The sequence below is a fragment of the Streptomyces sp. PsTaAH-137 genome, from assembly GCF_003259365.1.
In the GTDB taxonomy this organism is placed as follows: Bacteria; Actinomycetota; Actinomycetes; order Streptomycetales; family Streptomycetaceae; genus Streptomyces.
This window is the reverse complement of record NZ_QLLY01000008.1, coordinates 323,439-344,046: the sequence shown is the minus strand read 5'-3', so window position 1 is coordinate 344,046 and position 20,608 is coordinate 323,439. Positions and strand designations below refer to the sequence as shown.

Annotated in this window: 17 protein-coding genes; 10 read left to right on the top strand and 7 right to left on the bottom strand. The window is 70.9% G+C overall.

Annotation, left to right across the window (positions count from 1 at the left end):
- Position 1: 1 nt before the first annotated feature.
- Together K377_RS20360 and K377_RS20355 are read right to left on the bottom strand one after the other, a co-directional pair.
- Complete coding sequence (locus K377_RS20360) at positions 2–847, bottom strand: trans-aconitate 2-methyltransferase (RefSeq protein WP_111664843.1); 846 nt, start codon at positions 845–847, stop codon at positions 2–4.
- 90 nt (positions 848–937) lie between these two features.
- Positions 938–1,540, bottom strand: coding sequence for an XRE family transcriptional regulator (locus K377_RS20355; RefSeq protein WP_181512607.1), 603 nt, complete (start codon positions 1,538–1,540; stop codon positions 938–940).
- Positions 1,541–1,669: 129 nt separating this feature from the next.
- Between K377_RS20355 and K377_RS20350 the strand changes: the two genes are divergently transcribed.
- Positions 1,670–3,283, top strand: a complete 1,614-nt coding sequence (locus K377_RS20350) for a DHA2 family efflux MFS transporter permease subunit (RefSeq protein ID WP_111664841.1) — start codon at positions 1,670–1,672, stop codon at positions 3,281–3,283.
- A 49-nt stretch (positions 3,284–3,332) separates the two neighbouring features.
- Here K377_RS20350 and K377_RS20345 read toward each other — a convergent pair whose 3' ends face one another.
- Positions 3,333–4,655 carry an SGNH/GDSL hydrolase family protein gene (locus tag K377_RS20345; protein ID WP_111664840.1) on the bottom strand — a complete coding sequence of 441 codons (1,323 nt, stop codon included), beginning with the start codon at positions 4,653–4,655 and terminating at the stop codon, positions 3,333–3,335.
- 381 nt (positions 4,656–5,036) lie between these two features.
- On the opposite strand from K377_RS20345, the gene K377_RS20340 reads away from it, so the two are divergent.
- The 4 genes from K377_RS20340 to K377_RS20325 all read left to right on the top strand — a co-directional run bounded on the left by K377_RS20340 (position 5,037) and on the right by K377_RS20325 (position 9,397).
- The gene (locus K377_RS20340; RefSeq protein WP_111664839.1) at positions 5,037–6,395 is read left to right on the top strand and encodes a DUF445 domain-containing protein; all 1,359 of its coding nucleotides are present in this window, start codon (positions 5,037–5,039) and stop codon (positions 6,393–6,395) included.
- A gap of 152 nt (positions 6,396–6,547) precedes the next feature.
- Complete coding sequence (locus K377_RS20335) at positions 6,548–8,029, top strand: MFS transporter (RefSeq protein WP_111664838.1); 1,482 nt, start codon at positions 6,548–6,550, stop codon at positions 8,027–8,029.
- Positions 8,030–8,042: 13 nt separating this feature from the next.
- Positions 8,043–9,017 (top strand): GlxA family transcriptional regulator, encoded by a 975-nt coding sequence (locus tag K377_RS20330; protein ID WP_111664837.1) that lies wholly within the window; start codon positions 8,043–8,045, stop codon positions 9,015–9,017.
- Positions 9,018–9,022: 5 nt separating this feature from the next.
- A complete protein-coding gene (locus K377_RS20325) occupies positions 9,023–9,397 on the top strand; it encodes a VOC family protein (RefSeq protein WP_111664836.1) in 375 nt (124 codons plus the stop codon).
- A 235-nt stretch (positions 9,398–9,632) separates the two neighbouring features.
- Here the strand turns inward: K377_RS20325 and K377_RS20320 are convergent, their stop codons facing one another.
- Positions 9,633–9,938, bottom strand: a complete 306-nt coding sequence (locus K377_RS20320) for a hypothetical protein (RefSeq protein WP_111664835.1) — start codon at positions 9,936–9,938, stop codon at positions 9,633–9,635.
- A gap of 255 nt (positions 9,939–10,193) precedes the next feature.
- Here K377_RS20320 and K377_RS20315 point away from each other — a divergent pair, with 255 nt between their 5' ends.
- The gene (locus K377_RS20315; protein ID WP_111664834.1) at positions 10,194–11,513 is read left to right on the top strand and encodes an MFS transporter; all 1,320 of its coding nucleotides are present in this window, start codon (positions 10,194–10,196) and stop codon (positions 11,511–11,513) included.
- Between the two features lie 75 nt (positions 11,514–11,588).
- Here K377_RS20315 and K377_RS20310 read toward each other — a convergent pair whose 3' ends face one another.
- The 3 genes from K377_RS20310 to K377_RS20300 all read right to left on the bottom strand — a co-directional run bounded on the left by K377_RS20310 (position 11,589) and on the right by K377_RS20300 (position 15,278).
- The gene (locus tag K377_RS20310) at positions 11,589–12,437 is read right to left on the bottom strand and encodes a maleylpyruvate isomerase family mycothiol-dependent enzyme (protein ID WP_111664833.1); all 849 of its coding nucleotides are present in this window, start codon (positions 12,435–12,437) and stop codon (positions 11,589–11,591) included.
- A 1,006-nt stretch (positions 12,438–13,443) separates the two neighbouring features.
- Positions 13,444–14,019, bottom strand: coding sequence for a GNAT family N-acetyltransferase (locus tag K377_RS20305; protein WP_111664832.1), 576 nt, complete (start codon positions 14,017–14,019; stop codon positions 13,444–13,446).
- Positions 14,016–15,278 carry a Tat pathway signal protein gene (locus tag K377_RS20300; protein ID WP_146614746.1) on the bottom strand — a complete coding sequence of 421 codons (1,263 nt, stop codon included), beginning with the start codon at positions 15,276–15,278 and terminating at the stop codon, positions 14,016–14,018. The genes K377_RS20305 and K377_RS20300 overlap by 4 nt, the downstream gene beginning before the upstream one ends.
- Positions 15,279–15,466: 188 nt before the next feature.
- On the opposite strand from K377_RS20300, the gene K377_RS20295 reads away from it, so the two are divergent.
- The 4 genes from K377_RS20295 to K377_RS20280 all read left to right on the top strand — a co-directional run bounded on the left by K377_RS20295 (position 15,467) and on the right by K377_RS20280 (position 20,605).
- The gene (locus tag K377_RS20295) at positions 15,467–16,000 is read left to right on the top strand and encodes an ATP-binding protein (protein WP_146614745.1); all 534 of its coding nucleotides are present in this window, start codon (positions 15,467–15,469) and stop codon (positions 15,998–16,000) included.
- A 229-nt stretch (positions 16,001–16,229) separates the two neighbouring features.
- Complete coding sequence (locus tag K377_RS20290) at positions 16,230–16,409, top strand: FxLD family lanthipeptide (protein WP_220093178.1); 180 nt, start codon at positions 16,230–16,232, stop codon at positions 16,407–16,409.
- A gap of 75 nt (positions 16,410–16,484) precedes the next feature.
- A complete protein-coding gene (locus tag K377_RS20285) occupies positions 16,485–19,472 on the top strand; it encodes a lantibiotic dehydratase (protein WP_161195068.1) in 2,988 nt (995 codons plus the stop codon).
- Positions 19,469–20,605, top strand: a complete 1,137-nt coding sequence (locus tag K377_RS20280; protein WP_161195067.1) for a lanthionine synthetase C family protein — start codon at positions 19,469–19,471, stop codon at positions 20,603–20,605. Before K377_RS20285 ends, K377_RS20280 begins: the two co-directional genes overlap by 4 nt.
- Positions 20,606–20,608 lie beyond the last annotated feature (3 nt).

Below are 20,608 nucleotides of genomic sequence, written 5' to 3'. Positions count from 1 at the left end.
GTCAGGCGCGGCGTGCGGCCCAGACGACGCGCTCGGTGCGTACGGCGAGGTCCGCGCGGTGCAGCAGGCCGTTCGGGCTGTCGGGGTCGAGGAGTTCGTCGAGCGCGGTGAGGTCTTCGGGGCTCAGGGCGGGGGCGGCGACGTCGCGGACGCGCCGCAGGCCGGCCATGGCGTAGCGCCCGATGGTGTCGCTGCGCCCGCCCTCGATGTCGACGGCGACGGTGCGCTTGTCCTCCACGGCGAACCCGGCGGCGGTCAGCATCGGGCCCCAGTCGGCGCCGCGGTGCGGGACGTGCTCGGCGTGGTGGCTGTCGGTCGCGGCGTGCACGCGGTCTTCGAGGCCGGGCCGGCCCTCGGGGGCGTCGGCGGGCAGGAAGCGCGGGAAGCCGGCGAGCTCGACGACGGCGAACAGGCCCTCGGGGGCGAGCAGTTCGCGGACGGCCGCCAGGGCTCGGGCGGGGTCGGCCAGATGGTGCATCGAGGCCGAGGCCCACACCAGATCCGGCGTGCCGAGGTCCGGCCAGCGGTCGCCGTCGAGGTCGGCCTGCACGGTCCGCACGCGCCCTTCGACGCCGCGGGCGCACGCCTTCTCGCGGAGGAGCTGAAGGTGCCCGGCGGAGGTGTCGACGGCGGTGACGTGCGCGTCGGGGAAACGCTCCAGGAGCGCGAAGGTGCCCGCGCCGGTGCCGCAGCCCAGGTCCACGATCTGGTGCGGCGCGCCCTTCAGCGGCAGCCAGGCGGTGAGGGACGCGATGTGCTCGGACAGCACCTCGGCGTCCAGGTCGAGGATCTCAGCCTGGCCGGCGTCGTCGTGCTGGTGGGGGGTGTGCTCATGCGCTCGGTTCATGGTGACACCGTAGACGCGGCATGCGCGTGATGCATGGCCTCTTGCTCGAAAGGCAAGAAGGTGACGTACTGAGCTGCCCGGCGCGCAAGATTACGACCCGGTGTCCGTGCAGTCGGCCTCGGTGCCGTCGCCGGGGTCCTTCTGGTGGCCGCGCCGGGCGTCGCGGTCGAAGATGCCCAGGATCTCGCACGGTCCGCCTTCGGCGCCGATGGCGTGCGGCATCATCGTGGGGAATTCCGCGGCCTGGTTGGTCTCGATGCGAAAGCGCCGGTGGCCGAGCATGAGGACGGCCGTCCCGGACAGGACGACGAGCCACTCGCGCCCGGGATGGGCGCGCATGCGGGCGGGATTGTCGGGCGGCGGGTTCGTCATCCGCTGCCGCATCACGCTCATCCCGGGGTCGCCCTTGACCGGCCAGCGCATCAGCCCGTGGGCGCCGTCGATCATCGGGCTGATGACGACGTCGTCGGCGGCGTTCTCCACGAGCTGGTCCAGCGTGGTGTCGAGGGCGCGGGCGAGGGTGACCAGTTGGTCCAGGGCGAGGCGTCGCTGACCGTTCTCGATCCGGCTCAGTGAGGACTGGCTGAGGTTGGCCCGGGTGGCCAGTTCCTCCAGGGACCAGCCCTGTGCGACGCGCAGGGCGCGGATCCGTTTGCGTACGAGGCTGTCCAGCTGCCCATCTTCTTGCGTCATGGGCAACATCGTATGCCCTGGATGCAAAACGGGCTTACGGTCGCTGACACACCCACCCGGCGAGCCGGCCCTGTCCCGGCGCCGGTCAGGCATGCCCCTCGTCCGGCATGCCCTCCTGGAAGGAAGATCATGAGCACCAGTCAGCCTCCCCGGGCGCCGCATGCGGCGGCGGACGCCGGGGGCACGCCGGACGCGCGTCAGCTGCGCGCGATCCTGATCGCCGTCTCGCTCGCGCTGATGGCCGTCATCGCCTCGGTGTCCGGGCTGAACGTCGCCCAGACCCACCTGGCCGTCGAATGGGGCGCCTCGCAGAGCACCGTCCTGTGGATCATCAACATCTACACCCTGGCCCTGGCCGCGCTGCTGCTGCCGCTCGGCGCGATCGGGGACCGTCTGGGCCGCAAGCCCATGCTGATCACCGGCCTCGTCGTCTTCGGCGCCGCCGCCGTCGTGGCCGGACTCGCCCCGTCGCCCGCCGTGATGCTCGGCGCCCGCGCGGTCGCCGGGGTAGGCGCCGCGATGATCATGCCGATCACGCTGGCCGTCATCACCTCGACCTTTCCCGAGGAGAAGCGGGGCAGGGCCATCGGCGTGTGGACCGGTGTCGCCGGAGGCGGCGGCATCCTGGGCATGTTCCTCTCCGCCCTGCTGGTCGACGTCGCCGACTGGCGGTGGCTGTTCGTCCTGCCCGTGGCCCTGGTCGCCGCCGCGCTGGCGATGACGCTGAGGTCGGTGCCCAACTCGCGCGAGCACGCCACCCGTTCGTTCGACACCGTCGGCGCGCTGTTCTCCGCCGTCGCCGTGGTCGGTCTCATCTTCGTCCTCCAGGAAGGCCCCGAGCGGGGCTGGACCGATCCCGTCAGCCTGACCGGCCTGGCCGTCGGCGTCGGCGCCGCCGTCGCCTTCGTCGCCTGGGAGCTGCGCCGCCGCGACGCCGCACTGCTGGACGTGCGCCTGTTCCGCGAGCGCGGCCTGACCGGCGGCTCCGTCACGCTGCTCGTCGTCTTCGGTGTCCAGGCCGGGATCGCCGTCGTCCTGTTCCCGTTCTTCCAGGCGGTACTGGGCTGGTCCGGGCTGCTGTCCACCGCGGCGATGATGCCCATGGCCGTCATGATGATGGTGGCCTCCGGCCTGGCCCCCAAGCTGGCCGTGACGATCGGCGCCCGCGCCACCATGGCCGTCGGCGTCGCCCTGGCCGCCCTCGGCCTGGCCCTGATGGCCCTGTTCGTGTCCGTCGACGGCGGCTACCTGTCCGTCCTGGCCGGCATGCTCGCCATGGGGGTCGGCATGGGTCTGTCGATGACGCCCTCCACCGAGGCCATCACCGGCTCCCTTCCCCGCGCCAAGCAGGGCGTGGCCTCCGCGCTCAACGACGTCACCCGCGAGCTCGGCACCGCCCTCGGCGTCGCTCTGCTCGGCGCTCTGCTGGCCAGCGGCTACCGCGGCGCCATCGACGACCGGCTCGACGGCATCCCCGCGAGCGCCGCGGACACCGCCCGCGAAGGCATCGCCAACGCCGTCGAGGTGGCCCCCGAGACCGGCGGCCACGCCCACGCCCTCATCCGCGCCGCACAGCAGTCGTTCGTCGACGGCTGGCAACAGGCCCTGTGGATCGGCGCCGCCGTGCTCGCCGCGCTGCTCGTCCACGTCGTCCTGCGCGGCCCGGCGGACCGCACCCCCGCCGAGGCCGACGAAGGGGCGACCGCGCGGGCCGGAACCGCGCCGAGCGCCGCCGCCCGCTGACCACAGCCGAGAACCCCGCGCGGGCGCCGCCCGCGCGGGGTTCCTCCGGTCAGAGCTGGGCGCCGGTGGTGCCCTTCAGCGAGGTCAGGTCGAAGGTGTCGGCCATCTTCCGGTACCCGGCGTCGCTGGGGTGCAGATGGTCACCCGAGTCGAACTGCGGCAGCAGCTTGCGCGGGTTGTACGGATCGCGCAGCGCCCGGTCGAAGTCGACGTAACTGTCGTAGACCTTGCCCGCGCGGATCTGCTCGTTCACACCCTGCCGAACGACCTCGAGCCGGGGCTCGTACCCGCGGTGCCCCTGGAACGGCATGAGGGTCGCACCGACGACGCGCAGCCCGCGCGCGTGCGCCTGCCGCACCAGCTCCCGCAGCCCCTCCACGATCTTGGCGGGGTCGGTCTGCTGCGGGTTGCGCAGGATGTCGTTGATCCCGAGGTCGATGACGACGGCCCGCACCCCGGGCCGGTCGAGCGCGTCGCGCCCGAAGCGGGACAGCCCGCTCGGATTGTTGGCGGGGCGCCCGAGCCCGTCGGACAGCACGCGGTTGCCGCTGATGCCCTGGTTCGAGACGCCGTAGCGCGGGGCACCCGACTCGGTGCGCAGCCGGTCGGCGAGCACGTCCGTCCAGCGCCGGTTGGCACCCATGGTGGAGGTGATGCCGTCGGTGAGCGAGTCACCGATGACGACGACGGTGCCCGCGGCCTCGTTGCTGAGCACGTCGAGGGCGGTCAGGTAGCGCCAGTACGGGCTCTGTTCGGTGAACCGGGTGCCGGTCGGGTCCTCCACGACGTCGCCGCTCGCGACGTACGACATCTGCCGGGCCTGCGGGTGATAGGTGACCGGTCCCGACGGGGTGGGGGAGTAGGTGGTGACGAGCATGTCCGAGGCGCTCGGCACCCGCAGCCGCACCGCGTCGCTGACGACCTGCGAACCGGCGGCGATGACCACCGAGGTGTTCCCGGAGAAGGTCAGGCGGCGCAGCGTGCCGGCCAGCGCGGTGGGGTTGTTCGGCGCGGAGGCCACGGCGATCGACGCGTGCGTGATGCTGAGCGGCTGCTGCCCGTACAGATTGGAGAGCGTGACACGGGCACCGGTGCCGCCGATGCTCGTATGCACGACATTGCGGATGGAGCGGCCGGAGAAACCATTCCTCTCCGTGCCGGGCTCGGCGCCCGCCGGGGCGGCCGACCAGCTGCCGGCCCAGGTGCCGGTGGAGGCGGGCGCGGCGGAGCTGCGCGGGTGGGCGCCGCTCGCCTGGATGTTGTCGTCGCCGCTCCTGAGGACGCCGGAGAAACCGACGTAGATAGCGGCAGAGATCACTACGGCGACCGCGACGAGCGCGGCCAGCAGCACATAACCGTGACGCCTGGTCATGCGGTGTGTGTCTCCTCGGGCAGGGGGAGCGTACGGCTCCGGTGTGATGATCCCATGATGCGTCATGGGGCGAGACGAGGCCGACACTGCCCCCCTCCGCCCATTGAGACGCCGGGAACTTGTGGTTCGTTCCGTTAGTAGGGCAGGAAGGGACAATGTGTGAGGGGGATGACATCGGAGCGACGGATGCCGGAGCCGGAAGCGGCGATGAGCGGGACGATCGGGATGGCTGGGACGGCGATCGGGGCGACCCGGGCGACCGGGGCGGCCGCGCCACGGGCGCGCACCGGCCCGGAGGCGGGCGCGAGGCGACGGGCGTGAGGCGAACGAGGCGTGAGGCGAACGATGGGTGAGGCGAGCGATGAGTGAGGCGGACGTGCGATGAGCGATCTGGACAAAAGGGGTGAACCGGGCGGGGGTGGCTCTGGGCAGTATGCCCATGGGCCCGCCGCGCCACCCCGCACCGCCCGCCGCTCCGTCACCGAGTTCACCGCCGCGGACGAGGAGAAGCGTCGCGGGGTGCGCCGGATGAAGGCGACGGCGACCGGCCTGCTGGTCCTCGTCGCGATCGTCTACGCCCTGGCCACCTGGGCGGAGCACTCCGGCGCGGGCGCCTGGACGGGCTATGTCGCGGCGGCCGCCGAGGCCGGCATGGTCGGCGCGCTCGCCGACTGGTTCGCGGTCACGGCCCTCTTCCGCCACCCCCTCGGCATCCCCATCCCGCACACCGCGATCATTCCCCGCAAGAAGGACCAACTGGGCGTATCGCTCGGCGAGTTCGTCGGGGAGAACTTCCTCTCCGGCGACGTGGTCCGCGACCGCCTGCGCTCGGTCGGCATCGGCTCCCGGCTCGGCGCCTGGCTCGCCGAGCCCAAGAACGCGGACCGGGTGACGGCCGAGCTGGCCACCGCGCTGCGCGGCGCCCTCACCGTGCTCCGCGACTCCGACGTCCAGGCCGTCGTCGGCGAGGCCATCACGCGCCGCGCCGACAACGCCGAGATCGCGCCCGGCATCGGCAAGATGCTGGAGAAGGTCGTCGCGGACGGCGGCCACAAGCGCGTCGTCGACCTGGTGTGCACGCGGGCACACGACTGGCTCGTCCTGCACTCCGACTCGGTGATGGACGCCGTGCAGGGCGGGGCGCCCGGCTGGACCCCGCGGTTCGTGGACAAGCGGGTCGGCGAGCGGGTCTACAAGGAGCTGCTGCGCTTCGTCACCGAGATGCGCGACATGCCCGAGCACCCGGCGCGCGGCGCCGTCGACCGTTTCCTGCGGGACTTCGCGGGCGACCTCCAGTCCGACTCCGACACCCGGGCCCGCGTCGAGCGCCTGAAGTCCGAGGTGCTGGGCCGCTCCGAGGTGCAGGACCTGATCGCCTCCACCTGGTCGGCGGTCCGCTCGATGATCGTGGCGGCGGCCGAGGACGAGCGCAGCGAGCTGCGGCTGCGGGTGCGGGCGTCGCTGCTCTCGCTCGGGCAGCGGATGGCGTCCGACCCGAAGGTGCAGGGCAAGGTCGACGGCTGGGTGGAGGGCGCGGCGGTGTACGTCGTGACCACGTACCGGGCGGAGATCACCTCCCTCATTACGGACACGGTGGCCGGCTGGGACGCCGAGCACACCTCCCGCAAGATCGAGGCCCACATCGGCCGCGACCTTCAGTTCATCCGGATCAACGGCACGGTGGTCGGTTCGCTGGCGGGGTTGTTGATCTACACGGTGTCGAAGGCGCTGGGGGCGTAGCCGAGACAAGCCCCTCCGGCGGATGTCACAACAAGCCCCTCCGGCGATTGAGGAGCGGGGTCCGGGGCGGAGCCCCGTGGCGGTGAGTCTGGTGCGGAGGCGCCTTTTCGGGGCACCCGGGAGAGGCCATTTCCCTCGACGAGGAGGGCCCCATGTCCCTGGGCCAGCAGCACCCCGGTACCGGCGGAGCCCCCGGCACCGTCACCACAGCCGTACCGGCCCGCCTGGACCGCCTGCCGTGGTCCCGCTGGCACTGGATGGTCGTCATCGGCCTCGGCACGGTCTGGATCCTCGACGGCCTGGAGGTCACGGTCGTCGGCAACATCGCGGGCCGCCTGTCCGAGTCCGGCAGCGGCCTGCCCATCTCCTCCGCGCAGGTCACCGGCATCGCGGCCGCCCTGTACGTGGCGGGTGCCTGCGCCGGAGCCCTGTTCTTCGGCTGGCTGACCGACCGGTTCGGCCGCAAGAAGCTCTTCCTGGTGACCCTGGCGGTCTACCTGGCGGCGACGGCCCTGACCGCCGTCTCCTTCTCCACCTGGTGGTTCTTCGTCTTCCGCTTCTTCACGGGCTTCGGCATCGGCGGCGAGTACGCGGCCATCAACTCGGCGATCGACGAGCTGATCCCGTCGAAGTTCCGCGGCCGCGTCGACCTCATCATCAACGGCAGCTTCTGGCTCGGCGCGATCGGCGGCTCGCTGCTCTCGATCGTCGCCCTCGACACGGACCTGTTCGCGAAGAACGTCGGCTGGCGCCTCACCTTCGCCCTCGGCGTGGTCCTCGGCCTGGTCATCCTCCTCGTCCGCCGCAACGTCCCCGAGAGCCCCCGCTGGCTGTTCATCCACGGCAGGGGAGAGGAGGCGGAAGCCCTGGTGACGGAGGTCGAGGACAAGGTCCGCGCGGAACACGGCGACGAATCCCTGCCCCCACCCGCCGGCGAGATCACCATCCACCAGCGCAAGAGCATCGGCTTCGGCGAGATCGCCCGTACCGTCTTCCGCTCCTACCCGCGCCGCACCACCCTCGGCCTCGCGCTCTTCATCGGCCAGGCGTTCCTCTACAACGCGATCACCTTCGGTTTCGGCGCCATCCTGACCACCTTCTACGACGTGCCGACCGGCTCCACCGGCTACTACTTCGCGATCATCGCGGCCGGGAACTTCATCGGCCCGCTGCTGCTCGGCAAGCTCTTCGACACCGTCGGCCGCCGCATCATGATCTCCTCCACATACCTGCTCTCCGGGGTGCTGCTCTTCGCCACGGCCTGGCTCTTCGACCGCGGCTCGCTCACCGCGACCACCTTGACGGCCTGCTGGTCGGTGGTCCTGTTCTTCGCGTCGGCGGGCGCCTCCAGCGCGTACCTCACCGTCTCGGAGATCTTCCCGATGGAGACGCGCGCGATGGCGATCGCCTTCTTCTACGCGGTCGGCACGGCGGCCGGCGGCATCAGCGGCCCGCTGCTCTTCGCCGACCTCACCAAGAGCGGCAAGGTCGCCGACACGGTCCTCGCCTTCCAGATCGGCGCCGGGCTGATGTGCCTGGCGGGCCTGGTGGCGGTGGCGTTCGCGGTCCGGGCGGAGGGCAAGTCGCTGGAGGACGTGGCCCGCCCGCTGTCGGCGGTGTCGCCGCCGGGGTGACAGCATCGGCGCCATGGGAACGCGGCGCGCGCGGCAGACGGTGGCCGTCCTGGTCAGGGACGGTGTGCTGCCCATGGAACTGGGCCTGGTCCACCAGCTCTTCGGCTCGGCCCGCGACCCGTCGACGGGCGACCGCCTCTACGACGTCCGTACGTGCGCGCCCCGGCCGGGGAAGATCCGTACGGACGCCGATTTCCCCATCTACGCGGAACACGGCCCGGAGACGGTCAAGGCGGCCGGCACCGTCCTGGTCCCGGCCTCGCACGAGTCGGACGAGACGCTGCGCCCGGGCGGCCTGGACGACGAGCTGGCATCGCTGATCGATTCCGTACGCGGGCGCGTGGCCTCCATCTGCACGGGCGCGTTCGTCCTGGCGGCGGCGGGCCTGCTGGACGGGCGCCGGGCGACGACGCACTGGATGTCGTCGGCGCACTTCGCCCGTACGTTCCCGGCCGTCACGGTCGACGCCGACGTCCTGTACGTGGACGAGGGCCCGGTCCTCACCTCCGCCGGTGAGGCGGCCGGCATCGACCTGTGCCTGCACATGATCCGCGCGGACCACGGCGCGGCGGTGGCGGCCGAGGTCGCCCGCCGCACCGTCGTACCCCCGTACCGGGAGGGCGGCCAGGCCCAGTACATCCGCCGCCCGGTCGAGGAGGAGGGCCTGACCTCGACGTCACCGTCACGGGCGTGGGCCCTGGAACACCTCGCCGAACCCCTGTCCCTGGCCGATCTGGCGGCGCGCGACGGCCTGTCGGTCCGCACCTACAACCGCCGCTTCCGCGAGGAGACGGGCGTCACGCCGATGACCTGGCTCGCCACTCAACGCGTGGACCGGGCACGGGAGTTGCTGGAGCAGACCGACCACACGGTGGACCGCATCGCGGCGGAGACGGGCTTCGGCACGGACGTCTCGCTGCGCCAGCACTTCCAGCGCCGCCTCGGGGTGTCGCCGGGGGCGTACCGGGCCACGTTCCGGGGACGATGACGGGCATGACACAGATCCGCAGAGCGGTCCCGAACCTCCAGGTGGCCCCCGGCGAACAGGCGGTAGCCGCGAACCGCGACTTCTACGGCACCCTCGGCTTCGAGGAGGTCATGAACCTCGGCTGGGTCACGACCCTGGCCTCCCCGAGCCACCCGGAGGCCCAACTCACCTTCCTGACCCACGACGCGACGGCCCCGGTGGTGCCGGACGTGAGCGTGGAGCTGGGCAGGGTGGAGGACGTCGACACGGCCTACGAGGCCCTCCGGGCAGCGGGCGCCGAGATCGTCCACCCCCTCCAGGACGAGGACTGGGGCGTCCGCCGCTTCTTCGTCCGGGATCCGCAGGGGCGGGTGGTGAACGTACTGGCCCACCTGAAGTAGGCCGCCCCTGTAAGGGGCGCGGGGAACTGCGCGAGCAACCACGAAGAGAGCCGCACCCGAAAAACCACCCATGGGCGAGCGAAGCTCGCTTCAGGGGCGCGGGGAACTGCGCGAGAAGCGGCCACCGGCGGCCGGCCGACCAACGACCCATCAGGGGCGCGGGGAACTGCGCGACCAGCCCCCACCGGCCCGCGGACAAACGACAACCGATGGCCGCGGCCGGGCCCGCAAGGGCTCAGGCCCGACGGTCCACGACCACATAAGACGCGGCGGCGACGGCACCCGCGACCCCGAACACAGCAGGCCAGGCCCCCACCTTCTTGGCCAGCGGATGCGACCCGGCGAACGCGACAACGTAGGCCCCGGTCAGCACCCCGGCCACCTTCCCACCCCGCACCTTGGTCCACTGCGTGGCGGCGGCGGCCCCGGCGACGGCGAGCACGGCACCGCCCAGCTGGCGCTTCTTGGTGAAGCGCGCGGTGGCGTACCCCCCGACAAGTCCGGCGGCGGCGATGGGAGCGGTGGGCAGGGTGCGGGCCATGGAATCTCCTGGTGGACGGAGCGCCGGACCGGATGCCCGGCAATGCACTGAGTGGCACCGGTTGGGCGCCGTTTGCGAGGTTACGCCGCGCGTACCGGGCCGGTACCGACGGGCCGGAGACTGTGCTCCGGGTCACTGGCTGACCCTGTTCGCGCTGGGCGTGACGTTTATGCCCAACGGTGAAGCGCACCTCGTACGCCGTCGTCCGGGGCAGGGTCGTGGTGATCCGTTCCGTCGACGTGTGGAGGTCGCCCCATGGGCCTGGACCCGAGGCGCCTGCTGCGCTCTTCGCCGTACCGGCCGGTGGTCGGTCATCCGACGCTGCGTCGGCTCCTCCCGGGTTTCGCCGTCTCGGCACTGGGCGACGGCATGGCCGTGGTGGCGGTCAGCTGGCTGGCGATCGAGCTGGCGCCGGCCGCGGACCGCGGGATCTGGGTGGCGTCGGCGGCGGCCTCCTACACCTTGTCGGGAGCGGCGGGAGCGTTGCTGCTCGGCCGCTTCCTCCGCCACCGGCCTGCCGCGGGACTGGTCGGCTGGGACGCGGCACTGCGTGCGGCGGCGCTGGGCGCCATCCCGGTGCTGCACGCCTTCGGCGTGCTCGGTATCGAGGGGTACGTCGCCTTGCTGGCGATCTCTTCCGTGCTGCACTCATGGGGGCAGGCAGGTGTCTACACGCTGATCGCGAGGGTGCTGCCGGAGCGCGACCACTTGGCGGGCAACGCCGTTCTGTCGGGCGTGGGGTCGATCGCCACGGTGGTGGGGCCGCCGCTGGCGACGCTGCTGATCGTGTTCGGGGGCCCGGCGACCGTGCTGGCCGTGGACGCGGCGACGTTCCTCGTCCTCGCGGTGACCTTCCTGGTAGCCGTCCCGAAGGACGCTGTTCCGGAGCCCGAGGACGACACCGCCTCGCGGACGGCCGGTTTCGCGGTGATCCGGCGCGTGCCGGGACTGTCCGGCCTCCTCGCCCTGAGCTTCGCGTTCTTCCTCCTGTTCGGCCCGGTGTACGTGGCGCTCCCGCTGTATGTGTCGGACGACCTGGGCGCCTCGGCCGGTGTCCTGGCGGGGTTCTACACCGCCTTCGGTATCGGCGCGGTGGCGGGCTCGGTGCTCACGCCCTTTCTCCGCCGGTGGCGCATGTGGCCCACGACGGTCGGCATCGTCATCGGCTTCGGCGTACTGGTGCTCCCGCTGGGTGTGGGCGCCCCGACAGCCGTTTCGGTCGTCTGTTTCGGAGCGGCCGGGCTGCTCTGGCCGCCGTACTCGACGCTGTCGACCACCCTCTTCCAGCGCGCGGCGCCCAGCACGCTGCTGCCCCAGACTCTCGCGGCGAGCTCTGCCGTCCGCGTCCTGTCGGTGCCCCTGGGCACGGCCCTCGGCGGACCGCTGGTCGCCGCCCTCGGCGCGGTCGGCGCGCTGCGGCTGTCCGGAGCGGGCATCGGGGCGGTGGGCCTGATCGCCGCCTTGGTGCTGGCCGTGCGGGCCGCGCGGCCGCACCGCGCGTCGGAGGCGGACGCCGCGCGGTCCGACGCGGAGGCGGGGACGGCGCGCGGGATGGGGCGAGAGGTGCGGCAGTAGCGGGCGGGCGGGGGCGGTGCGGCTGCCGCATCGAGCCTGATCGGCCAAGACCCGCACGGGCGGGCCTGCCGCAGCTCATCCGCGTCCGAAATCAGCCACCCCACCCGGATCCGGACAACACCCGGCGGCGCCGCCGACTGCCCAGGGCGCGGGAGAGGGAAGGTACCGATCGAGAAGCTCCGCATCCCCCCGCACCCCCATCTCCTCCCGCGGAATGCGCTGCCACAGATGCAGCATCAGATCGGAAACGGACCCGGCCAGCTCGACAAGACAGCACCCACTGCCCTGATTCAGCAGTACGTCATCGGCGTCGACCTGCACGATCCAGCTGCGGAACCCGTCGGTCTGCGTGATCCGCAACCGCTCGCCTCGCCCCGGCGGCGTCTGCCCCCAGGCCTGCCGCGCAGGAGCCAGCACCTCGAAGACATGACTGACGGCGTCGGCGGCGAGCCAGGTCTCCACGGGCGCGGGCGTCCCGGCGGCGCACTCGGCGTCCCACCGGTGCACGGCGGCCTCGATGGCCTGCAACCGCATCCAGAACCCGACGTTCCGCCCACCGAGGTCCCCCGCAGCCCAGGACCACACCGGCTCCCCGGGATCCCGGGCGGCGAACACCTTCTCTAACTGATCGGCCCCATCCCGGAACCAGTCGAGCAGCCCCCGGGCCATCCACCCCCGCCCGACCGACTCGGGCAACCGCAGCACACCCGCATCCCCGAGCCCCACGGGCGGCTCCAACGACCGGGCCCCGACGATATGAGCGACCTGCCGATGAACGGTCCCGAGATGCACCACAAGCTCAACGACGGACCACCCGGAGCCCCCGGGCACGAGCGGCACATCCCGCCCCACCCACACCTCCACGGCCCGCTCGAACCCCGCCACTTCCCGCCGAAAACTCCCGACATGGTCGACGCCCCACATGACGGCCCTCCTTCCGCCGCGCCTCCCCGTCCCTTGAAGAAGCTACGACTCCGGACCCGCCCAGAGAACCGATTCGACGAGTCTTCAGCCGACCGGGATCCGGGTCACCGCCCTCGGCTCACTGCCAGCTGCACTGGTCAAGGAGAACCGTCGATCACCGGCCGGGCTCGGCATCCGCCGCTTCACGGCGCAGCTGTCCCGCCTCTTCGATCGGCATCGGCGATGTCCCGACGCCAATGCCGATCGAAGTCGACGAGGAGCTGTGGGGCGTACTGAGCGATGGCGGCGCGCTGTGCCTTCGGCGTTCTGTCCGGCATCGGGAGCACGGCCTCCGGCCCGGTGGAAGCGGTGGTCACGGGTAGTGGTCCTCCGGCGGTCGCGGGCGGGTGACGGGAACAGCGGCGAACGCTGTGTCCGGGACTTTGCGGACGCGTTCGTTCTGTTTGCCGCAACGGTATTGCGGAAGGCGCCGAGGCAGGAGCAATCCGCCGACTGTTCGCATCGGTGACCTTGCGAGGCGGGACGCGCCCGCTCGTGGGCCTTTCCCCGGTCGGGTGGACCAGCTGGTGAACGCCGACGAACGGCTCGGCTCGGCCGCAATCATCAGAGACGTGAACCTGCGCCTCCCTCCCAGGGCCTCCGCCACCCTCGTAGCGGCCTCTCCGGGCACCACGAAACTGACGGCGGGCGGAACGCAGGCATGTGGCGCGTAGTTCTGCACGTGACCCCGCTGACGGCGGCCCTGTTCGTCGTAGCGGCGGCGGCCCTGGCCCTCGTACTGTCCCTGTGGCGGTCCCGCGCCCCGGAGCCCGCCCGCCGAACGGCCCGCGTGCTGGGCGCGGCCTGGCTGCTCCTGGTCCTGGCGGCGCCCCTCGTACCGACGCAGCCGCTGGGCACCGGCGGCATGTCGGTGTTCCTGACTCCGGGGGAGCCGTGCTCGGCGCAGCCCTCGCCACACCGTTACACGCGGGCGGAGGGCGCCCGTTCCGGGCATGAGGAGCCCTGCTTACCGCCACTCCGCCGGGGGCTGCTCGGGGTTCGTCGGACGCAGCATCACAGAGAAGACCGGGGAGTCGGAGAAGGGCTGCTGATCACCGATCTTGCGGTAGCCCCACGCCTCGTAGACGGCTTCGACCGCACCGCTCCCGGACTTCGGGTTGACCAGGAGCGTCACTCGCTTCTCCGGCCGATGGCGCAGCCAAGCCTCATGAAGCTGCCAGGCCACGCTCCTGCCGCGCCATGGCTTGCGGACCACGATCTCGTTCAGGGAGACGGTGCGGGTGCCGTCCTCCCTGGACGTGTGGGCGGAGAGCGGCGTCAGCATGTTGTTCCACCACTTCGTATCGGCCGCGAGGGTGGTTCCGAAGCAGAAGCCGACAGGCTGTCCATCCTCGTATCCCAGGACAGCAGTCCAACCCGGCCGAGACGAGTACGCGGACAGCCGCTCGTCGAACCTGTCGAGGTCGTAGAACGGGCCGGTGAGCCCGAAGTCGCGGTGACGCACTTCGACATGGATATCGAGTATGTGCTGACGGATCCCGGGAAGGTCCGCGGCAACGTAGTGCTTGACGTCAACCGTCACAGTTTCTGCTCTCCTTCGGCATAGCGGTGAGCCCACTCGACCGCCACCTTGCTACCGCGAGCTGTCTTACCGATTCCTTGATCGAATTTACTCAGCAATGTGCGAGCACGGCCTGACAGGGGTGCTTCCAGGAGAGGTGAGGCCGTTGCGACAGCCTGCTCGGCCTCACCCTGGGCAAGTTGAGCCAACGCCAAATGGGCGCCGTAGTAGGTGCGATTGCGCTGGAACTCGGGTCGCAGCAGCGTCAGGGTCTGATGAAGGTAGGCCTCGGACTCGTCGTACCTGCCCAGTCGGCTCATGACGAGAGCCGACAGGCCGTTGAGCTCGGCCTGGTCGAAGAACGACATCCACGTGGGACGAACCGCGGCACGGTCGGCACGCCCATACGCCTTCTCTGCGTTGTCCAGCGCCCGACGTGCCGCTGCCTCCTGCCCGCGGACGGAGGACAGGATCCCTGCGAGACGCGCGCTGGCCAGCGAGCGGAACAGGGCGTCGTGGCGGCAGATGTAGGTGCGTCGGCCGGCTTCCGCGGCTGCTTGAGCCGTGTGGAGATGCTTTCGTTGGAGGGAGAGAAGGGCCGCGTGCCCCCACAGTCGCATCTGCATCTCGCTGCTCCCGGCCATGCCCGCGAGGGTCATCGCCCGGTCCAGATGCCCCTGCGCACGGTCGAATTCCTGGGCTTCCAGAGCCGCCCAGAGCGCCGTACCGGTGAAGGCCGCCGCCAGGTAGTACAGGCGCGCCCGAACGCGTTGGCTGGCTTGGCCGACAGCCTGGAGCTCCATGGCGTGCTGAGCGTGAGCCAGCGCGCGCGTCTCCAGCCTGATCCCGGCTCCGGCCGTGTTGTCCTCCGCGACGAGCTGGGAGAAGTTGCGCTCCAGCCGGTCCGCGTCCGTCATACCGACGCGATGCGACCCGGTGGATGGAGCCGCGGGAAGCAGGGCGGCCGCCGACAGCGAGGCGGTCGCCGATGTGAAAGTGCGTCGCCGCACTGGGTCCTCCGATGGTGCTCGTGCGGGTGCAGCGGGCGGAGAGAAGCCCAACTCCGCTGCGGATTCCCCGAATTCTGCTTCCAGAACGACGCGTTGTCTCTCCTGCGGCCAGCGAGTTCTTCCGCTGAGCCAATTGCGGACGTGTCGATCCGTGATCTTGCCCAGCTGCCCGGTCAGGTCGTAGATCCGCTGGTTCAGCCGCTCCGCGAGGCCTGTCTGAGTCAGTCCGGCGCGTTCCATCTGGGCCGCCAGGATCGGGTTTCCCGTCATGCGTCCACGATATTTTCGGTGCTCATCGAGCTCACCCTGGGAAGTAAAAACTTCCGGTTGAACGACGAGCGCTTGCGCTCTCAATTTCCTTTTCGTGAGGTGTGGTTGGGCGGTTGTCTGAGCGGTGCACGTCCCCGGTGGTGACGACAGGCGCACGACATCGGGGCGATGACGAGCAGGAGAGCCTCATGACCACCAACCCCTCAGAGGTCGAACAGCGCGCCGGGCGGCGGCAAGCCCCCGTCGCACCTCCGCCTGCCCACTCGCCTCCCGCGTCGCGTACCGGCCCGTGCCGGTCTCAGGACGTGATGAATGAGCGGATCGACGTGCCGCCTTCGCCCGTGGGCGACATCGCCCCCGAGGCTGCCGAGTGCGTCGGCATCCTGCGCCGGACCGCCGCCGACCGACTGGAGAACCTCGGGCTGGACAGTCTGCTCGACACCGCTGCGATCATCGTCTCCGAGCTGGTCACCAACGCGCTGTTACACACGAGCACCTCACAGATCCTGTTTCGGATCCGGCTCGTTGACGACTTCCTTGGGATCAGCGTCGACGACAGCATGACAGTTCATGCCGAGAAGACGGCTGCCGGTCCGACCGCCGAGTCGGGGCGGGGCCTCGAACTGGTCGCGGGCCTCCTCGCCGAGTACGGCGGACAGTGGGGAACGAGTGACGCAGGAAGCGTGACCTGGTGCGTCATACGCATTCCCGAGGCGGAGTAGGGATGGGTCATCCGCAGGGCAGACGCCTTCGCGCTCGTTCGACCCGCACCGTCGGGCACCGCCACGTGCCAGGGCCACCCTCCACCTGAGAGGTCGAGATGCGGTCTGTCGCAGCGACCGATGGCGGTACCCGCGGTAGGTGCTGCGCCAAGCGCCGTCGCAGCACCTACCGGGGGTCCTGCGGACTCTCCCGCCCATACCCGGGCGGAACGACTAGCGAGGAGTACGAGTGCTGATCGCTGCGGAGAAGAAGCCCAGCAAGCCGACCGCCGCCGTTGCGGAGCCGGTACCGGCCGACGAGTGGGAGCTGAAGACCACCATCACCCGGGCGCCGACGCCGATCGTTGCGGCCTGCGGCACCAGCGACGGATGCGGCAGCACCTGTGCGTCGGCCTGCGCGTCCAGCTGACCGATCCGCGCCGGTGCGGACGGAGCCTGAGCCGCCGCACCGGCGCACCGGCGCACCACTCACCGAGGAATGCTGATGACGACTCGTCCCATCTACCGCAGGCATGGTGACGCCCTGGTCCTGCGGGCCGCGGCGCTGCCCGTGCGTCGTCCGGTCGACTGGCCCGATGTCTCCTCGCAGGAGGAGTGCCGCCGATGGCTCGCCCACGTGTGGGCCGATGATGCCCTCGTTGCCGCGTTGCGTGCCGCGTCTCCGCGCCTGTCCGTCTTTGTGGAGCGGATCGTCGGTCGTGAGGGGAGCCCTGGGCCGAAGCGAGTGACCGCCGCGACCCTGTCCGTGGCCAGTTACCTCCTGCGCGCGGCTTCCCGGCCGACGCCCTTCGGTCTCTTTGCCGGTGTCGCCCTGGCGGAGTGCGGGCCGATCGCGGCAGAGTTCGGCACGGACCATCAGCCCGTCGCACGTCCCGACACCCTGTGGGTGGACCATGTGCGAAGGGACCTCCAGGCACGGCCGGATGTCCTGCCGGTCCTGTCCCTTCAGGTCAACACCCTTGCCTTCCGGCGCGGGGACAGCATCGGGTCGCCTCGCGCGGGCGGACGCCTGGCGGCCGCGCCGATCAATCGCCCGCTCGCCCGCCTCCTGGACGCCGCGGCCGAACCGATCGCGGGCCATGATCTCCTGCACGTACTCGAGGAGGCGGGAGGGACGCCGGAGCAGGCTCGGCGCCTGGTCGTGCAGGCACTTGAGGAGGAGTACCTGACCAGCAGCCTCGAAGCACCGATGACCGTGCCGTATCCCGTCGGTCACATTCTGCGCACCCTGCTGCCCCATGAGGACGTGCTCAAGCCGGAGACCGTGGAGATCCTCGACCAGTTGGGAATGATCGCGCTGCACCTGGCTCTGCACAACGAGGCTGCCGGCTGCACGGAGTTGCACCGGCACCGAGAGACGACCGATGCTCGGATGCGTGCCCTCCAGCCTGCGGACTGCCGGAGCAGGATCAGCCTCGACCTGCGTCTCGACGCCCGGGTCAGCGTTCCTCGGGAGGTCCTCGCCGAGGTGGAGCGTGCCGCTGACGCTCTCGTACGCCTCACCCGGACCCGCGGGGACTCGCCTGCCTGGGCCGCCTACCAGACCCACTTCTGGGAGCGGTACGGCGCTGGAGTTCTGGTCCCGGTTCGCGATGCCGTCGATCTGGCTACGGGCGTCGGGCTTCCCGCCGACTACCCGATGTCCGTGTGGACCGAGGTGCCGCTCAAGGTGCTGCCGCGCGATGAGCAACTCGCCGCGCGCGCCCAGCAGGCTGTCATGAAAGGTGAGCGCGAACTCGTCCTCACCGACTCGGATATCGACGAACTCGCCGGTGACGACGGCCAGGGGCCGACGGCGCCGCACGTGGAGATCGGGTTCAGGATTCGGGCTGTCAGCCAGAGAGCTGTGAGCAGGGGTGATTTCACGCTCGATGTGCGGCCGGCGTGGACGACCGGTGCCCTGTCCGGCCGCTTCGCGGCCGTCCTCGGGAGCCGACTGTCAGACCCGTACAGGACACTGCCCACCATGACCGAGGGAGCGCTGTCCGCACAGCTGTCCTTCATGCCCTGTTTCCCGCACTCCCAGAACGTCGGCCGTATCCCGGCCCTGCTGCCGTACGTCATCGCCGTGGGCGAGACCCGCGACGGAGGCGAGGAACTGATCGGGATCGATGACCTTGCAGTGTTCTCCACGGGTAAGGCGTTGCACCTGGTCAGCATGGAACGGCGACGTGTTGTGGAGCCCCACGTCTTCCACCCTCTGGCACTGGAGAAGCAGGCCCCACCACTGGCTCGCTTCCTGGCCATGCTGGGCCGCGGATTCGCCACGGCCTGGACCGCGTTCGACTGGGGCCCGGCTGCGGCCGGGCTGCCCTACCTGCCGCGCGTGCGATATCGCCGCAGCATCCTGGCCCCGGCCCGATGGAAGCTGCCCGCCGCCACGCTGCCGTCCGGCGCGTTCGGGCCCGGCTGGCACAAAGCGCTGAACGACTGGGCGACCGAGTGGCGTTGCCCGCCCCGACTGGACCTTGTCGACGACGATCGCACCGTGACCGTGGACCTGGCCGAGCCCCTCCATGCGCGCCTCGTCCACCACCACCTGCGGCGCCACAAGAGCGCCCTGTTCCAGGAGACGGCGAGCGATGAGGACCTCGGCTGGATCGGGCGCGCCCACGAGATCACCGTCCCGCTCGCCTCGACCCGCCCACAGGCGCCGCACCCGGACCTGTCCCACGCCCCCGTGGTGACGAACGAGACCCTGGCGCACCCCGGCGACGGCGAACAACCATGGGTGCAGGCCAAGGTCTTCACGCACCCCACCGCCATGGACGAGATCATCACCCGCCGCATGCCCCACCTGCTCGAACAACTCGGCACCACCCGGGTGTGGTTCGTGCGGTACCGATCGCTTCAGGAGACGGACCACCTTCGGCTCCGGGTGCCCACCGGCGGCCCGGAAGGGTATGCGGACACCTTACGAACGCTCTCGCACTGGACGCGGCAGCTCACCGCCGACCGGCTCGCCTCCCAGCTCGTCCTCGACGGCTACCGGCCCGAAACGGGCCGTTACAGCTCGATGGAAGCGGCCGAGGACGTGTTCGTCGCTGACAGTCTCGTCTCTTCCCGCATCCTCACCGACGTGCACGGCCTCGAACGAGAAACAGCATGCGCGTTCGGCATGATCGATCTGGCGCAGGGTTTCCTGGGCAACCGCGAGGGACTGACCTGGATGGCAGAAGTCCGAGCCGGCGGCAAGGGGCACCACGCCATCACGAGGCAGGCACTCGAACAGGCTGAAGCCGACCTTCTGTACAACGCCTCGCCGCACATGGCCCAGGCACTCCTGCGAAGGCGGGCCGCGCTGGGGACGTACCGGGCCCTGGTCGAAGACAGCCGCCTGGACCAGGTCCTCGAATCGCTGCTGCACATGCACCACAACCGGCTGATGGGCCCCGACCGGATCAGCGAAGCCGCGTCCCGTCACGCCGCACGCCAGACCTGCCGGTCCCTCGTCATGAGGAGGCCCGCGTGAGCCTCGACGACCTGGGCGCGGGTCTCGCCGGGACCGCTCTGTACGAGGTGGTGGCCGCCCGAGGCCGAGGAGACTGGACGGCCGCCCACGCCGCGACGAGGGCCGTCAACGCCCGGCCGGTCACCGCGCATCCGGAGCACGCGAGCCTCTACCGCGGTGCGCCCGCCGTCGCCTACGTGCTGCACACCGCGGGCCACCAGGCCTACGCGCGGGCACTGGCCGAACTCGACGCCGAAGTCGTCGCGATCGTCGCCGACCGCCTCCAGGTGGCACGGCGGCGCATGGACAGCGGGACCCCGCCGCCCCTATGCGAGTACGACCTGATCAGCGGCCTCACCGGGCTCAGCGCCTACCTCCTGCACCGCGGCCGCGACAACGCCCTGGAACAGATCTTGCGCTACCTGGTTCGGCTGCTCACCGAACCGCTCACCATCGATGGGCACCAGGTTCCCGGATGGTGGGCGGCCACCGACCCGCGCGGCGCGCCCGGCACCGGGCGGTTCCTGCACGGTCACGCCAACTTCGGTATCGCGCACGGCTTCACCGGCCCACTCGCTCTGCTCGCCCTCGCCCACCGCGCCGGACACACCGTCGCCGGGCAGGACCAGGCCCTCGCAGAAGGCATCGCCCACCTCACGCAGTGGACGCAGCCCCTCCAGGGCGGAGGCATCGGCTGGCCCGAATTCCTGTCCTTGGACGCCTACTTGAGAGGACCCGTGCCGGACGCGGAACCGGGCCGCCCGTCATGGTGCTATGGGACGCCGGGCATCGGCCGCGCCCTGCAACTCGCCGCCCTGGCCATCCATGACGACCAGGCACAGCAGCTCGCCGAGGACGCCGTGTTCCGCGCCATCACGGACGCGCGCCAACTGAGGCTCGTCAAAGACATGTCGGTCTGCCACGGATGGGCGGGAGTTCTCCTGGCCGTCGATCGGATCGGATCCGGCGCTGCCGCTCCTGAGATCACCCGGTGTCTGCCGACGCTCCGTGCGCACCTCAGCACATTCCCGGTGCGCCACGAGATACCCGAGAGCGCCGGTCTGCTCTCCGGCGACGCCGGCGTACTCCTCACGCTGCACACCATCAATGGCGCTCGTCCCATCAAGTGGGAGACGTGCCTCCTCCTCGACTGAAAG

Bases quoted from the DNA above. Each gene is read 5' to 3' on its own strand.
- K377_RS20360 (WP_111664843.1), bottom strand. From the start codon at position 847: ATGAACCGAGCGCATGAGCACACCCCCCACCAGCACGACGACGCCGGC.
- K377_RS20355 (WP_181512607.1), bottom strand. From the start codon at position 1,540: ATGACGCAAGAAGATGGGCAGCTGGACAGCCTCGTACGCAAACGGATC.
- K377_RS20350 (WP_111664841.1), top strand. From the start codon at position 1,670: ATGAGCACCAGTCAGCCTCCCCGGGCGCCGCATGCGGCGGCGGACGCC.
- K377_RS20345 (WP_111664840.1), bottom strand. From the start codon at position 4,655: ATGACCAGGCGTCACGGTTATGTGCTGCTGGCCGCGCTCGTCGCGGTC.
- K377_RS20340 (WP_111664839.1), top strand. From the start codon at position 5,037: ATGAGCGATCTGGACAAAAGGGGTGAACCGGGCGGGGGTGGCTCTGGG.
- K377_RS20335 (WP_111664838.1), top strand. From the start codon at position 6,548: ATGTCCCTGGGCCAGCAGCACCCCGGTACCGGCGGAGCCCCCGGCACC.
- K377_RS20330 (WP_111664837.1), top strand. From the start codon at position 8,043: ATGGGAACGCGGCGCGCGCGGCAGACGGTGGCCGTCCTGGTCAGGGAC.
- K377_RS20325 (WP_111664836.1), top strand. From the start codon at position 9,023: ATGACACAGATCCGCAGAGCGGTCCCGAACCTCCAGGTGGCCCCCGGC.
- K377_RS20320 (WP_111664835.1), bottom strand. From the start codon at position 9,938: ATGGCCCGCACCCTGCCCACCGCTCCCATCGCCGCCGCCGGACTTGTC.
- K377_RS20315 (WP_111664834.1), top strand. From the start codon at position 10,194: ATGGGCCTGGACCCGAGGCGCCTGCTGCGCTCTTCGCCGTACCGGCCG.
- K377_RS20310 (WP_111664833.1), bottom strand. From the start codon at position 12,437: ATGTGGGGCGTCGACCATGTCGGGAGTTTTCGGCGGGAAGTGGCGGGG.
- K377_RS20300 (WP_146614746.1), bottom strand. From the start codon at position 15,278: ATGACGGGAAACCCGATCCTGGCGGCCCAGATGGAACGCGCCGGACTG.
- K377_RS20295 (WP_146614745.1), top strand. From the start codon at position 15,467: ATGACCACCAACCCCTCAGAGGTCGAACAGCGCGCCGGGCGGCGGCAA.
- K377_RS20285 (WP_161195068.1), top strand. From the start codon at position 16,485: ATGACGACTCGTCCCATCTACCGCAGGCATGGTGACGCCCTGGTCCTG.